Source organism: Mesorhizobium sp., assembly GCF_004962925.1.
Lineage (GTDB): Bacteria > Pseudomonadota > Alphaproteobacteria > Rhizobiales > Rhizobiaceae > Mesorhizobium.
The window spans coordinates 8973-22640 of record NZ_SUEO01000049.1; the positions used below are offsets into that span (position 1 = coordinate 8973).

The window sequence follows — 13668 nt, forward strand, 5'->3', positions numbered from 1 at the left end:
CCGTGCAGCCGGTGGCGTCGGCGTAAAGCTCCATCAGCAGCGGGTTCTTGGTGTGCCCGCCGGTGACATGCAGCGTGTCGATCAGATAGCCATTCTCGTTCAGTGCCTCCAGCACATGTCGCACCCCCAGCGCGATGCCGACGGCGGTGCGCCAATAGAGCTTGCACAGGCTGTCGAAGGAGGAATCCAACGTCAGCCCGCTGATGACGCCGACCGCATGCGGATCGGCGAGCGGCGAGCGGTTGCCGTGGAAATCCGGCAGCACATGCAGCCTTGCCGCAAGATTCTCGCCCTCTATGGCCCGCAGTTCGGCGACACGCCGGGCGATCCTGGCGTGCATGGCGGCGTCCGGCTCACCGCCGGCGCCATGCCAGCGGATGATATGGTCGAGCAGCGCGCCGGTGGCCGATTGGCCACCTTCCGACAGCCAAAGCCGGGGAAGGGCCGCGCCATAATACGGGCCCCAGACGCCGGCAAAGGGTTGCGGATCGGGCGACATCGCCATGACGCAGCTCGACGTGCCGGCGATCAGCGCCAGATGGCGGCCGATATTGGTTTCATCGCCGGCAAAGCCGCCGAGGACGCCAAGCGCGCCGGCATAGGCGTCAATGACGCCGGCGCCGACCCGGCATTTTTCGGTCAGGCCAAGCTCAGCCGCAGCTTCCGCACGCAGCCGGCCGATGTCGGCGCCGACCGGGCTGGCCTTGTCAGGCAGATTGCCATGCTCGAAAAGGTCGCCAAGCCCGACGGCTTCGAAGAAGCTACGCCGCCAACCGGTTTCCTCATGCGCCAGATAAGTCCACTTGGCGGTCAGCGTGCACTGTGAACGGGCCAGCGAGCCGGTCGCCTTCCAGGTGAGAAAGTCGGTGAGGTCGAATAAATAGCTGGCTTCATTCCATGTCCCGGGCAGATTGCGCTTCAGCCACATCAGCTTCGGCGTCGCCATTTCCGGCGACATGACGCCGCCGATATAGTCGAGCACGGCATGGCCGCTTTCGGTGCATTCATCCGCCTCGGCAATGGCGCGGTGATCGAGCCAGACGACGGTGTCCCAGCGCCTTTCGCCCGATACCGACACGCTGAGCTGGCCACCATCCCTGCCGCGCACCACCAGCGAGCAGGTGGCATCGAAGGAGATGCCGACGATATCTTGCGCTGCCACTCCGGCTTTTTCGCGGGCGGCGCGCACAGCAATGCAGACCGCCGACCAGATGTCCTGCGAATCATGTTCGGCGTGGTCCGCCTTCGGCCGGTTCATGACGATCGGGTGCTCGGCGCGACCGAGCAAGGTACCTCCGGTGTCGAGAATGCCCGCGCGGGCGCTCCCGGTGCCGACATCGACCGCGCAAACGAAACTTTTCGTCAAGGTGTTCTTGCTCTCGCTCCCAGGCCTGCAATCAGATCGGGCAATTGCAGCATGTCAGCGAATATAAAGTCCGGCTCACTCGACGCAAGCCGCGCTTTCAGTGCCGGGCTGCCAGTATGTGAGCCGCCGGTGAAGGCAAGGACGCGCATGCCTGCCGCCCGCGCCGCCTCGATGCCGGCGGGGCTGTCCTCGATGACGAGACAATTTTGCGGGATTGCCCCCATTTCGGCAGCTGCGTGGAGAAAAAGGTCCGGCGCCGGCTTGCCGCGCGCGACCATGGCGGCGCTGAACAGATGAGGCTCGAGCAGTCGGAGCAGCCCGGTGATGTCGAGCGCATAGCGGATGCGGTCCAGCGTGCCGGAGGAAGCGACGCAGCATGGCAGCCCGAGCCTCGGCAGAACCTGCCCGATGCCAGGGATCGGCTTCAGCTCCTCGCGAAATTTGCGCATCAGCTCGATGCGCATCTCGCTCAGATGCTGGTCGGTGATATCAAGCTCGAAGTCGCGAAGAAGAATTTCGCGAACGCTTTTCATGCTCTTGCCGAGAAAATGCTCGTAAGCGATCTCCTCGCTGATAGTGCCGCCGGCAATCGTGATCATGCCCAGCAGCGCCGCGACGGACAGCGTCTCGCTGTCGACCAGCACGCCGTCACAGTCGAAGATGACCAGGTCGGGCGTCATTGCAGGGCCTTCATGGGCGGGACTTCATGGGCATTGAGCCGAAATCAGAGATTGCCGGCGAGATAGCGCGTCAGTGTCGCACGCGCACCGTCCGCCCAGAGCGCCTTGAGCGCCCGGGCGAAAGCCTCGACAAACGGCGCCGAGCGGCCGACATCGCCATAGATGTCTTCCATCGCAAGCCAGGCAGCAGGCGCATCCTTTGCCGCTTTGGCGGTCGTCTGCAGCCGGTCCCAATTAGGATCATTGGGTTCGATGACGGCGCCGCTATCCGTCGTGCCGAAGCAGTAGCGGCACCAGAGCGCCGATTCGAGCGCCAGGCCGGCGACGCCCTTGCCGGCTTTCAACCGGTCGGCGATGGTCGGGATGATGAATTTCGGCTGCCGGTTGGAGCCATCGAGACAAAGCCTGCGAACCGTGTCGCCGATCTTTGGATTGGAGAAGCGGTGCTCGATGAGTTGATAATAGTCCTCCAGCACGGTGTCCGGCACCGGCGGCACGGTCGGGATGATCTCGTCGTGCTCCAGCCTGTCGAGAAAGCCGCGCACCAGCGGCTCCTGCATCGCCTCGTGGACGAAATGGATGTCCATCAGTCCGGCCGGATAGGCGATAGTCGCATGGCCGCCATTGAGGATGCGGATCTTCATCAGCTCGTAGGGCGCAACATCGCTGACGAACTGCACGCCGACCTTTTCCAACGGCGGGCGGCCGTCGGTGAAATGGTCCTCCAGCACCCATTGCTTGAACGGCTCACAGAACACCGGCCAGTTGTCTTCAAGCCCAAATTCGCTCGACAGGATGTCGCGCTCACGGTCGGTGGTGGCCGGCGTGATGCGGTCGACCATGCCGTTCGGAAAAGCGACTTCCTCGCTCACCCACTTCGCCAAATCCTCGTCGATCAGGCGAGCAAGACCGACGACGCCGTCAGAGGTGACATGGCCGTTGTGGGGGATGTTGTCGCAAGACATGATCGTGAAGGGCACGATGCCGTCTTCGCGGCGGCGGATCAGCCCGGCAAGGATTATGCCGAAGACGGTCTTCGGCGTAGCGCCCGGCTCAGCATCGGCGACAATGTCGGGATGGGTTGGATTGAACACGCCGGACGCCGGATCGATGAAATAGCCGCCTTCGGTGATGGTAAGCGAAACGATCCTTATCGCCGGATCGGCAAGCCGTTCGATGATCGCGGCCGCGTCGCCCGGCATCAGGAAGTCGACCATGACGCCGGTGACGCGGGCGCTCATGTGGCCACTGTCCTGCTCGACCACGGTGGTCAACCAGTCCTGTTCCTGCAGCTTGCCGCGGCCGACCTTCTCGCCCTCGAAGACGCCCGCGCCGACAAGTGCCCAGTCGCGACCGATGCCCGAATTGAACAGATCGTCGAGATAGACTGCCTGATGCGAGCGGTGGAAATTGCCGACGCCGAAATGCACGATGCCGGGCTTGAGCGCCGCGCGATCATATTTCGGGCCGGCAACCTTGGGCGGAAGTTTGGCGAGAATGGAAGACGAGAGTTTCACGGTCATCTGCTTTTTACCCTTGGGCGGGACGGCTCTTCTCCCCGTGGAGGAAACGGGGAGAAGAGCGCCTTCGCCCCCCTCAACTCAACCACTGGCCGCCGTCGACATTGTAGGTCTGGGCGACGATGTACTCGGCGTCCTCGCTGGCCAGGAACACCGCCATGCCTGTGAGGTCTTGCGCCGTGCCCATGCGGCCATAAGGCACCGCTTCGCCGACCAGCTTCTTCTTCTCGCCTTTCGGCCGGTTCTCGTACTTGGCGAACAGGGAATCGACATGATCCCAGTGCTCGCCGTCGACGACGCCCGGCGCGATGGCGTTGACGTTGATGCGGTGCTTGATCAAGTCGAGCCCAGCCGACTGGGTGAGCGAGATGACGGCGGCCTTGGTGGCGCAATAGACGCCAACCAGCGCCTCGCCGCGCCGCCCGGCCTGGCTCGCCATGTTGATGATCTTGCCGCCCTTGCCCCGGGCGATCATCGAGCGGGCGGCTGCCTGCAGCATGAACAGCGTGCCGGCGACATTGACGGAAAACAGCCTGTCGTAGCTCGCCTTCGATATCTCGACGATCGGCGCCAGATCGAACAGAGCGGCGTTGTTGATCAGAATGTCCAGCCCGCCGGTCCTTGTCTCGACCGCTTTCACTGCCGCCTCGATCGAAGCGAGATCGGTGACATCGAGCTTGACCGCATAGGCTTTCGCACCGATCTCGGAAGCTGTCTTTTCCGCAGCTTCGAGATTGATGTCGCCGATCGCAACCGTGGCGCCCTCGCGCACATAGGCTTCGGCGAACGCCCTGCCGATGCCGCGCGCCGAACCGGTGATCAGCGCCGATTTACCCTCGAGCCTCATTGCATCATGGCCTTTCCGTCGGCGCCGAAGCGGTGCAGCTTGGCCTTGTCCGGGGTCAGGTAGATCGTGTCGCCGTGATCGACGGCCAGTTCGCCGTCGGCGCGCACGGTCAGCGGACCGACGCCGTCCGCCTGCACGTGCAAAAACGTATCGGAGCCAAGGTGCTCGGCGACACCGACTGTGGCCTTCCAGTCGCCTGATGTCGTCGAAATGTTCATATGCTCGGGACGGATACCGACGGTCCTGGCACCGTACTTGGCCGCTGGCGCGCCTTCGATCAGGTTCATCTTCGGCGAACCGATGAAGCCGGCGACGAACAGGTTCTTCGGCGTCTTGTAGAGTTCCATCGGCGAGCCGACCTGCTCGACATTGCCGGCATTGAGCACGACGATCTTGTCGGCCATGGTCATCGCCTCGACCTGGTCGTGGGTGACGTAGACCATCGTCGTCTTGAGCTGATGATGCAGCTCACTGATTTCCAGCCGCATGGTGCCGCGCAGGGCCGCGTCGAGGTTGGACAAAGGCTCGTCGAACAGGAAGGCCGAAGGCTGGCGCACGATGGCGCGGCCGATGGCGACGCGCTGGCGCTGCCCGCCGGAGAGCTGGCCGGGGCGGCGTTCGAGATAGTTGGTTAGGTTCAAGACGCGCGCCGCATCCTTGACCTTCCTGTCGATGGTCGCCTGGTCCTCCCCCGCCATCTTCAGCGGAAACGCGATGTTCTTGGCCACCGTCATATGCGGGTAGAGCGCATAGGACTGGAACACCATGGCCAGCTTGCGCTTGGCCGGCGCCTCGCCGGTCACGTCGCGGCCATCGATGTTGATGGTGCCGGCGGTGGTGTCCTCAAGCCCGGCGATCAGCCGCAGCAGCGTGGACTTGCCGCAGCCCGACGGGCCGACGAAGACGACGAACTCGCCGTTCTCGATGACCAGGTCGATGCCCGGAATGATGATCGTCGACCCGAAGGACTTGGAGACGTTCTTGAGCGTGATGTTTCCCATGGTTTCCTCCCCTAGGGGTTATTTTCGCCTGATGCTTCAGGTAACGTCCGTCACTTCACGGCGCCAAATGTCAGGCCGCGCACCAGCTGCTTCTGGCTGAACCAGCCCATGATCAGGATCGGCGCGATCGCCAGCGTCGAGGCCGCCGACAGCTTGGCCCAGAACAGGCCTTGCGGGCTGGAGAATGAGCTGATGAAGGCAGTGAGCGGGGCGGCCTCGGTGGTGGTCAGCCGGATCGTCCAGAACGCCTCGTTCCATGCCAGGATGATGTTAAGCAGCATCGTCGAGGCGATGCCCGGCACTGCCATCGGCGTCAGCACATAGACGATCTCGTTCCAGAGCGAGGCGCCGTCCATGCGCGCCGCTTCCAGGATCTCGCCGGGGATCTCGCGGAAATAGGTGTAGAGCATCCACACCACGATCGGCAGGTTGATCAGCATCAGCATGATCATCAGGCCGATGCGGCTGTCGAGCAATCCGGTATCGCGGAAGATCAGGTAGATCGGGAACAGCACGGCAACCGCCGGCATCATCTTGGTGGAAAGCATCCACATCAGGATGTCCTTGGTCCACTTGCCCGGCGAGAACGCCATCGACCATGCCGCCGGTATGGCGACAAGCAAGGCCAGAATGGTTGAGCCGACCGACAGGAACACCGAGTTGAGGAAGAACTTGAAGTAGCCGCTCTGCGCCTCGACCGCGGTATAGCTCTCCGTGGTTCCCGACGGAAACAGGTTGAAGCCCTGGATGGCCTCCTGCTCCGACTTGAACGAGGTGATGATCGTATAGAGGATCGGAAAGAAGATCAGCAGAGCGACGATCCAGGCGGCCGCGGTCGCAATCGTCTTGTGCTGGGTGCTGACTGCACGTGCCATCGTTTCCTCCCTTATTTGTCCAGGTTCTTGCCGACCGCGCGCATGGCGAAGAAGGCGACGATGTTGGCGAGAATGACGGCGAGGATACCGCCGGCGGATGCCTGGCCGATTTTGAACTCCAGCAGCGCCTTCTGGTAGACGAGGAAGGGCAGGTTGGTGGAGGCGTAACCGGGGCCGCCATTGGTGGTGACGAGGATCTCGGCATAGACCGACAACAGGAAGATCGTCTGGATCAGGATGACGACGGTGATGGCGCGCGACATGTGCGGCAGCGTCAGGTAGATGAAGCGGCTGATGAAGCCGGCCCCGTCCATCTCGGCGGCCTCTTTCTGCTCGCCATCGAGCGACTGCAGCGAGGTCAAAAGAATCAATGTCGCAAACGGCAGCCACTGCCAGGCGACGATGATGATGATCGCCGGCATCGGATACTGCCCGAACCAGTCGATCGGCTGCCCGCCGAAGAAGCGCGCGATATCGGCAAAGACGCCGTATTGCGGATGCATGATCATGTTCTTCCAGACCAGTGCGGCCACCGGCGGCATGACGAAGAACGGCGAGATGACGAGGATGCGGACGATGCCCTGTCCCCATATCGGCTGATCGAGCAGAAGTGCCAGCAGGATGCCGCCGATCACCGTGATCAAAAGCACGCTGACCACGAGGATAAGCGTGTTGAGGATCGACTGCAGGAATGCCGGGTTTGAATAGAAAAGCGCGTAATTCGAGAAGCCGACGAACCCGTCGCGGATCGGGTTGAGCGGATTGTACTGCTGGAAGGAGAACCACAGGGTGAATGCCAGCGGTACGATCATCCAGACGAACAGCAGCACCACGGATGGTGCCATCATGAAGCGGGCAAGCGAACGGGTCTGCTGAGTAGCCATGACGGTCACCCTTCAAAGGTCAGCCAAATTTTCAAAAGTGTGAAGGTGGCCGCCCGAACTGGGATTCGGGCGGCCCCTTTTGCCGGCCATGATAGGCAACCGGCGTTCGGCACCGGGAGGAGCCTTACTGGATATAACCGCCCTCGGTCATCGTCGCGGTTGCAGCTTCCTGCGCCTGCTTCAAGGCGTCGTCGACGCTCGTCTGGCCGGCGAGTGCCGCCGAGAAGAGCTGGCCGACGGTGGTGCCAAGGCCCTGGAACTCGGGTATGGCGACGAACTGAACGCCGACATAAGGCACCGGCTTGACGGTCGGATGCGTCGGATCGGCGGCGTTGATCGAGTCCAGCGTCATCTTGGCGAAGGGCGCCGCCTTCTGGTACTCGGGGTTGGCGTAGAGCGAAGAGCGTGTTCCGGGCGGAACATTGGCCCAGCCTTCCTTCGATGCGACCAGCTCGGCATAGGCTTTGCTGGTTGCCCAGGAGACGAATTTCTGAGCGGCGTCAGCCTTTTGCGTGCCGGCGGGAATGGCCAGCGACCAGGCCCACAGCCAGTTGCCGCGCTTGCCCAAGCCGTTGTCGGGCGCCAGCGCATAACCGACCTTGTCGGCGACCGTTGAGTTCTTCGGGTCGGAGACGAAGGAGGCCGCGACGGTGGCGTCGATCCACATGCCGCATTTGCCCTGCTGGAACAGCGCCAGGTTTTCGTTGAAGCCGTTCGAAGACGCGCCCTCAGGGCCGTTGGCCTTCATCAGGTCGACATAGAACTGCAGCGTGTTCTTCCATTCGGGCTGGTCGAACTGCGGCTTCCAGTTCTCGTCGAACCAGCGTGCGCCGAACGAGTTCGACATGGCGGTCAGGAAGGCCATGTTCTCGCCCCAGCCGGCCTTGCCGCGCAAGCAGACGCCGTTCACGCCGTTGGCGCGATCCGTCATCTTATCGGCGGCCTGCTTGATGAAGTCCCAGGTCGGCGCGTCGGGCATGGTCAGCCCGGCCTTCTCCATCAGGTCCTTGCGGTACATGACGAAGGAGCTTTCGCCGTAAAACGGTGCTGCGTAAAGGGTGCCGTCGACCGACAGGCCGCCGGCGATCGCCGGGATGATGTCCTTGATGTCATAGTCGTCGCCGAGCTTGTCGAGCGGCAACAGCCAGCTCTGCTTGGCCCAGATCGGAACCTCGTAGGTGCCGATGGTCATCACGTCGTACTGGCCACCCTTGGTGGCGATGTCCGTGGTGACGCGCTCGCGCAGCACGTTCTCCTCGAGCGTGACCCACTGGAGCTGGATATCAGGGTTCTTGGCGGTGAAGTCGTCGGTCAGCGTCTGCATGCGGACCATATCGCCATTGTTGACGGTGGCGATGGTGATGGATTCGGCATGCGCGGCGAACGCGAGGGTGCTGGCCGACAACAGACCCAGGGTGAGCGTGCGAAGTTTCATCAAATTCCTCCCATAGACCAAGCTGAGCATTTGCCTTGGCTATGGGCAATTACTCACTCTCCGTGAATTATGTCAAGCCGGATTCGTTGCTGCAATGCAGCACGCGGGCTCCTGCGGCATCCGATTCCAGGCGCTTTTCGGGACTATTTGAAGACGGTTGGATGGCTCTCGGCACGCGCGAAATGTCGGATTTCGGTGCCCACTTGATCGGACGGATTGTCGACCTATCGGCCGGCGATCTCGGCCAGGATCCAGTCGCGGAAGGCGCGGATTTTCGGCACGTTGCGCCGCGCCTGGGGATAGACCAGCCAATAGGCGTGGCCATCGTCGCCGACCAGGTCGAAAGGCTGGATCAGGCGGCCATCTGCAAGTTCGGCGCTGAACAGCGCCTTGGTCACGATCGCCACGCCCTGCCCGGCGATGGCGGCGTTCGCCTCATAGGCCTGCGCGCCCATGCTGGAGCCGGGGCGCCTTGCCAATTCCTCGACCGGCAGGCCGGCGGCGATGAACCAGTCCCGCCACCATGGGTCGCCAGGATCGAGGATCGGCAAGCGCAGCAGGTCGGCCGGCTCCTTGACGCCACCGATGCTGGCCGCGAGCTGCGGGCTCAGAACCGGTGTGAAATCCGCATTGAAAAGCTTGTGCACCTCGACTCCCGGCCAGGTGCCGCCGCCGGAGCGGATGGCGATGTCGATATCCTCGCGGGTAAAGTCGACGACCCTGTTCGACGTGTCGAGGCGAACGGCCAGCGACGGATGCGCGACCTGGAAGGAGCCGAGATGCCGGGCCAGCCAGTTGGAGGCAAAAGTCAGCAGCGTCGAAACGCACAGCACGCCATCGGCGCCGCTGCGCGCAGCGGCATAGGCTCCGCTTAACAGGGCAAAGGCCTCGCTGACCGCCGGCGCCAGACGCTGCCCGGCCTCGGTCAACACGATCTGCTTGGGTCGGCGCAAGAATAGCGGCGCGCCGACGCGCTCTTCCAGAAGCTTGATCTGATAGCTCGCCGCCGCCTGCGTCATGCCGAGCTCGCCGGCGGCCTTGGTGAAGGATAGATGCCGCGCCACCGCCTCGAACACCCGGATCGCGGCGAGCGGCGGGAGCTGCGAGATCTGTCGTGCATTGAGTTCGGGCATAAGGCCTCCTTATGGGCCGTGATCGACGTTTGATTGGCGGCAAGGCGCCGTCAAGCCGATATTTGTGGTCGACGCATCAATCAGTTCAAGCATAGCGAAGGCTGACGATCATGACCACGATCCAGGAAAAGCTGTTTCTAACGCCAGGCCAAAGCTGGTTTTCGCGGCTGGCGCGCGGGCTTGCACGGCACGCGGCGAGAAAACGGGCCTATCTCGACATCAGGGAATTGCCGCCGCATCTGCAGCGCGACATGGGTTTTCTCGATGGCAACGATCCTTACGGTCGGCGCAAATAGCCTTGCTGGACTTATCCCTAATCAACTGGCCGCCAGCAAAGCGGCGGCGGTCCGCTCGTCGGTGATAAGGCCGTTGACCAGCCGCCGATTCACCGCTGCAAGGATGCCGGGCAGCTTCCGCTCGCCCATGGCGAGTGCGATCACCAACGATTTTTCGCGCGACGGCAGCGATGCCGAAGACACCCTGTCATTGGTGATGCCCTCGATCATCCGGCCTTCGCGATCGAACACCCAGCCGACGATTTCGGCGACGCCGCCGGCTTTCTGCAGCGCCTTCAATTCACTTTCCGAAATGAAGCCGTCTTCATAGAGCGGCGCCTTCGGGCCGAGATCGCCGATGCCGATGAACGTGACGTCGGCTTCCGCTGCAAGCGCCAGCGTCGGTTGGATCATCGGTTGGCTGAGCAGCATCTCGCGCTCCTCCGGCGAGGAGGCGATGACCGGCAACGGCATCGGGAAGGAGCGCGCCTTGACCCTGTCGGCCATGGTGAAGATGACGTTGTAGAAGGCGGCCGAGCCGTCGGGCGAGATGTTGCCGGTCAGCGACACCACCTTGTGCTGCGGGCATTCCATCGGCGGCAGCTGCTCGATTGCCGCCTTCAGCGTGCGGCCGGTGCCGATGGCCATGACGATCGGCGTCGGCGACCGCAGCCGCCGTTCAATCTCGGCGGCCGCCGCCTCGGCGACGCCGATGATGGTCGAGGAGGAAGCAGGATCGCTCGGCACCACCTCGACCAGATCGAGCGCGAAACGCGATTTCAGTCGCGCCTCGAGATCGAGGCAATTGGCGATCGGGTGGTCGACGCGCACCTTGATCAACCCTTCCGACACCGCCAGCGACACCAGCCGCTGCGCCGTCTGCCGTGAGATGCCGAGCGTCGAGGCGATCTGGTCCTGCGTGTTGCCGGCGACGTAGTAGAGCCAGCCGGCGCGTGCCGCGTCGTCCAGCCTGTTGCTGCCGCTGTCCTGCCGGGAATTCAACTTGCTGCCTCCCTGCCCCCGAGCATCAATGCGGGGGCGCTTTACTTTTAAGGGGGAATGCGCTTGTGCGCAATTGCCTATCACAAGAGCAATTGCTTAGGTGAACTGCCGAGGCACCTGTGGTGTTTCGAGTGGATGATTGTAGCCAAGCAATTTTTGAAGTCCCGCAATGTCCGTGCAGTCAGGCGCGGCGGTTTATCTCCCGACGCAAACCCTTTAAGGGATTCAGACAAAGGAGCCTCGCATGACGCCGAAAGCGGTTTTCTGGGACATGGACGGCACGCTGGTCGACAGCGAGCCATTGCACGAGGCGGCGCTGATTGCGGCGCTGCACAGCGTCGGCATCGCCGCGCCAGCCAACCTGCATGAGCGGGTGCTGGGCATTGCCGCATGGCCGGTCTACGAGATGCTGCGCGACGAGTTCGGCCTCGACCTGCCCTTCGACGACTGGATCGTGCGCAAATACGATCACTATCTGCCGATGGCCGAGACGCTGAAGCCGCGCATCGGCGCGATCGAGATCTTCAACGAACTGCGTGCGATTGGCGTGGCGCAAGCGGTGGTATCCAACTCCGACCGGCTGATCGTCGATGCCAATTTGCGTGCGGTTGGCCTCTTCTACCCCGGCATGAAGACAATCAGCCGCAATGACGTGCACGAAGGCAAGCCGCACGCCGAACCCTTCCTGCGCGCCGCTTGGCTGGCCGGTGTCGATCCGGCCGATGCCGTGGCCGTCGACGACAGCGTGACCGGCGCCACGGCGGGGCTGGCGGCGGGGATGAGAACGATCTTCTGGCCGGAAGTGCCTATGGACGGGCCGCCCGGCGCGACAAACATCAACAGCGCCGACGAATTGCGCGCGGAACTCGGGCTCTAAGCTGGCAACCTAGACGCTCCTCCTGCAACGCCGATGATTGGCGAACCGGCGATGAGAGCGTCCTTCTCCTCGTCGCTATATATGGGAAGAAGGGAGCTCAGTTCCGGTAGACCGGTTCCTGCTCGTCGAGGATCGCCTTCAATTCGGACAGGTGCCGCTCGGCCTGACCGGGATAGTCCTCTTGTTCCAGCGCTGCCTTCTCGGCGATTTCATCCGACAGGACCCGCAGCGGTTGGCCGGTCCACAGCGCCTTGATGTAGGTTTCGGCGGCGCGCTCGAAATAGAACATACGGTTGAAGGTGTCGGCGACCGTATCACCGATGACCAGCACGCCATGATTGCCCATGACCATCACCTTTACCTTCGGATCGGTAAGCAGCTGCGAGCAGCGTTCGCCCTCCTCCTCGAAGGCGAGCCCGCCATAATGGCCGTCGACGACGTGGCGATTGAAGAAGATCGCAGAGTTCTGGTCGATCGGCGGCAGCGTCGAGTCGGCAAGCGAAGCGAGCACGGTGGCGTGGATCGAATGCACATGCATGACGCAGCGGGCATGACGGACATTGCGATGAATGGCGCCATGCAGCCCCCATGCCGTCGGGTCGGGCGCATTCGGGCCGGAGAGCGTATCGGGATCGTTGGCGTCGATCAGCAGCAGGTCACTCGCCTTGATGCGCGAGAAATGCACCTGGTTGGGATTCATCAGGAATTGCGAGCCGTCATCGTTGACGGCCAGTGAGAAATGATTGGCCACCGCCTCGTGCATGTTGAGCCGCGCCGTCCAGCGGAAGGCGCAAGCCAGATCGACGCGCTCCTCGTAGAAGGGCAGGTTGGTCAGCATTTCCTTCTGCAGGCGGGCGATGCTCATCGAAAACCTCCGTAAAAAAGCAAGGATGCCGCGAGCCGGCGGGACGCGCAACCGGTTTCGTTTGGTGCAGACGAGCGCTTTGCCTTACGCCGCAGTGCTTCTGGCGGCGTCGACCCGCAGCCCGCCATGCTCGACGATGAAATCGATCACCTCCTGCAGCCCCTTGCCGCGCGACAGATCGGTGAAGCCGAACGGCCGCTTGCCGCGCATGCGGGCGGCATCGCTCTCCATGACGTCGAGATTGACGTTCACATAGGGGGCGAGATCGCTCTTGTTGATGACCAAGAAGTCGGACCGCGTGATCGCCGGTCCGCCTTTCCTCGGGATCTCCTCGCCCTGGCAGACCGAGATGACATAGAGCGTCAGATCGGCAAGGTCCGGGGAGAAAGTGGCGGCAAGATTGTCGCCGCCCGATTCGATGAAGACGATGTCGAGATCCGGGAATTTCCTGTTCATCTCGGCGATCGCCTGCAGGTTGATCGATGCATCCTCACGAATGGCGGTGTGCGGGCAGCCGCCGGTCTCGACGCCCATGATGCGATCCTCGGGCAGCGCCTGCAGCCTGGCCAGCATCATGGCATCTTCCTTGGTGTAGATATCGTTGGTGACGACTGCGATGGAAAACTCGTCGCGCAGCGCCTTGCAGAGCTTTTCGGTGAGCGTCGTCTTGCCGGAGCCGACGGGGCCGCCGATGCCGATGCGAAGAGGACCGTTGGCTTGGGTCATGCGGAAAACTCCGTGATGGCAAGAATGGCGAAGCCGAGCCCGATCAGCAGGCACAGCGGCGAATAATACCGCAGATCGAGCCGAGCAAAAGGTTGTTCGGGCGCCAGCCGGCGCCACCACGGCGTGAAACCGGCAATGCCGCGCGCCAGGAAGACCAGCGCGATGAGCAGCGCTGTCGCGGC

The 13668-nt window shown here is 62.8% G+C and carries 14 protein-coding genes and 1 pseudogene; 2 read left to right on the forward strand and 13 right to left on the reverse strand.

The window, feature by feature from the left end; all coding sequences use genetic code 11:
• The 9 genes from E5W87_RS12665 to gcvA all read right to left on the reverse strand — a co-directional run.
• The coding region (locus E5W87_RS12665) for an FGGY-family carbohydrate kinase (protein ID WP_292397656.1) at positions 1–1366 on the reverse strand (1366 nt) is incomplete at its 3' end.
• On the reverse strand, positions 1363–2046 hold the full coding sequence (locus E5W87_RS12670) for an HAD family hydrolase (RefSeq protein ID WP_292397660.1): 684 nt from the start codon (positions 2044–2046) through the stop codon (positions 1363–1365). The genes E5W87_RS12670 and E5W87_RS12665, both read right to left, overlap by 4 nt.
• Before the next feature lie 44 nt (positions 2047–2090).
• The gene (locus E5W87_RS12675) at positions 2091–3569 is read right to left on the reverse strand and encodes a mannitol dehydrogenase family protein (protein ID WP_292397663.1); all 1479 of its coding nucleotides are present in this window, start codon (positions 3567–3569) and stop codon (positions 2091–2093) included.
• Positions 3570–3642: 73 nt separating this feature from the next.
• A complete protein-coding gene (locus E5W87_RS12680; RefSeq protein WP_292397666.1) occupies positions 3643–4413 on the reverse strand; it encodes an L-iditol 2-dehydrogenase in 771 nt (256 codons plus the stop codon).
• Positions 4410–5414, reverse strand: coding sequence for an ABC transporter ATP-binding protein (locus E5W87_RS12685; protein ID WP_292222318.1), 1005 nt, complete (start codon positions 5412–5414; stop codon positions 4410–4412). The genes E5W87_RS12680 and E5W87_RS12685 overlap by 4 nt, the downstream gene beginning before the upstream one ends.
• A gap of 50 nt (positions 5415–5464) precedes the next feature.
• Entirely contained in the window at positions 5465–6289 is an 825-nt protein-coding gene (locus E5W87_RS12690; RefSeq protein ID WP_023801521.1) for a carbohydrate ABC transporter permease, read from the reverse strand.
• 11 nt (positions 6290–6300) lie between these two features.
• Positions 6301–7173: a carbohydrate ABC transporter permease gene (locus tag E5W87_RS12695; protein ID WP_292397667.1), complete on the reverse strand. Its 873-nt coding sequence runs from the start codon at positions 7171–7173 to the stop codon at positions 6301–6303.
• A gap of 124 nt (positions 7174–7297) precedes the next feature.
• Positions 7298–8608, reverse strand: a complete 1311-nt coding sequence (locus E5W87_RS12700) for a sugar ABC transporter substrate-binding protein (RefSeq protein WP_292397668.1) — start codon at positions 8606–8608, stop codon at positions 7298–7300.
• 224 nt (positions 8609–8832) lie between these two features.
• On the reverse strand, positions 8833–9741 hold the full coding sequence (gene gcvA / locus E5W87_RS12705) for a transcriptional regulator GcvA (RefSeq protein ID WP_292397669.1): 909 nt from the start codon (positions 9739–9741) through the stop codon (positions 8833–8835).
• 110 nt (positions 9742–9851) lie between these two features.
• Between gcvA and E5W87_RS12710 the strand changes: the two genes are divergently transcribed.
• Positions 9852–10037, forward strand: a complete 186-nt coding sequence (locus E5W87_RS12710) for a hypothetical protein (RefSeq protein ID WP_292397670.1) — start codon at positions 9852–9854, stop codon at positions 10035–10037.
• Between the two features lie 21 nt (positions 10038–10058).
• Here the strand turns inward: E5W87_RS12710 and E5W87_RS12715 are convergent, their stop codons facing one another.
• Complete coding sequence (locus E5W87_RS12715; RefSeq protein ID WP_292397671.1) at positions 10059–11018, reverse strand: sugar-binding transcriptional regulator; 960 nt, start codon at positions 11016–11018, stop codon at positions 10059–10061.
• A 244-nt stretch (positions 11019–11262) separates the two neighbouring features.
• On the opposite strand from E5W87_RS12715, the gene E5W87_RS12720 reads away from it, so the two are divergent.
• Entirely contained in the window at positions 11263–11895 is a 633-nt protein-coding gene (locus E5W87_RS12720) for an HAD family phosphatase (RefSeq protein ID WP_292397672.1), read from the forward strand.
• 97 nt (positions 11896–11992) lie between these two features.
• On the opposite strand, the gene E5W87_RS12725 is transcribed toward E5W87_RS12720, so the two are convergent.
• The 3 genes and pseudogenes from E5W87_RS12725 to E5W87_RS12735 form a co-directional block, all read right to left on the reverse strand.
• A complete protein-coding gene (locus E5W87_RS12725; protein WP_292397673.1) occupies positions 11993–12760 on the reverse strand; it encodes a class II aldolase and adducin N-terminal domain-containing protein in 768 nt (255 codons plus the stop codon).
• 84 nt (positions 12761–12844) lie between these two features.
• Positions 12845–13486 (reverse strand): urease accessory protein UreG, encoded by a 642-nt coding sequence (gene ureG, locus E5W87_RS12730; RefSeq protein WP_292397674.1) that lies wholly within the window; start codon positions 13484–13486, stop codon positions 12845–12847.
• Positions 13483–13668, reverse strand: a pseudogene (locus E5W87_RS12735) (DUF3995 domain-containing protein); the annotation flags it as partial. The pseudogene E5W87_RS12735 and the gene ureG, both read right to left, overlap by 4 nt.

Coding starts and splice junctions, on each gene's coding strand:
- E5W87_RS12680 (WP_292397666.1), bottom strand. CDS start 4,413: ATGAGGCTCGAGGGTAAATCGGCGCTGATCACCGGTTCGGCGCGCGGC.
- E5W87_RS12685 (WP_292222318.1), bottom strand. CDS start 5,414: ATGGGAAACATCACGCTCAAGAACGTCTCCAAGTCCTTCGGGTCGACG.
- E5W87_RS12725 (WP_292397673.1), bottom strand. CDS start 12,760: ATGAGCATCGCCCGCCTGCAGAAGGAAATGCTGACCAACCTGCCCTTC.
- E5W87_RS12700 (WP_292397668.1), bottom strand. CDS start 8,608: ATGAAACTTCGCACGCTCACCCTGGGTCTGTTGTCGGCCAGCACCCTC.
- E5W87_RS12675 (WP_292397663.1), bottom strand. CDS start 3,569: ATGACCGTGAAACTCTCGTCTTCCATTCTCGCCAAACTTCCGCCCAAG.
- E5W87_RS12695 (WP_292397667.1), bottom strand. CDS start 7,173: ATGGCTACTCAGCAGACCCGTTCGCTTGCCCGCTTCATGATGGCACCA.
- E5W87_RS12710 (WP_292397670.1), top strand. CDS start 9,852: ATGACCACGATCCAGGAAAAGCTGTTTCTAACGCCAGGCCAAAGCTGG.
- E5W87_RS12670 (WP_292397660.1), bottom strand. CDS start 2,046: ATGACGCCCGACCTGGTCATCTTCGACTGTGACGGCGTGCTGGTCGAC.
- E5W87_RS12720 (WP_292397672.1), top strand. CDS start 11,263: ATGACGCCGAAAGCGGTTTTCTGGGACATGGACGGCACGCTGGTCGAC.
- gcvA (WP_292397669.1), bottom strand. CDS start 9,741: ATGCCCGAACTCAATGCACGACAGATCTCGCAGCTCCCGCCGCTCGCC.
- E5W87_RS12690 (WP_023801521.1), bottom strand. CDS start 6,289: ATGGCACGTGCAGTCAGCACCCAGCACAAGACGATTGCGACCGCGGCC.
- ureG (WP_292397674.1), bottom strand. CDS start 13,486: ATGACCCAAGCCAACGGTCCTCTTCGCATCGGCATCGGCGGCCCCGTC.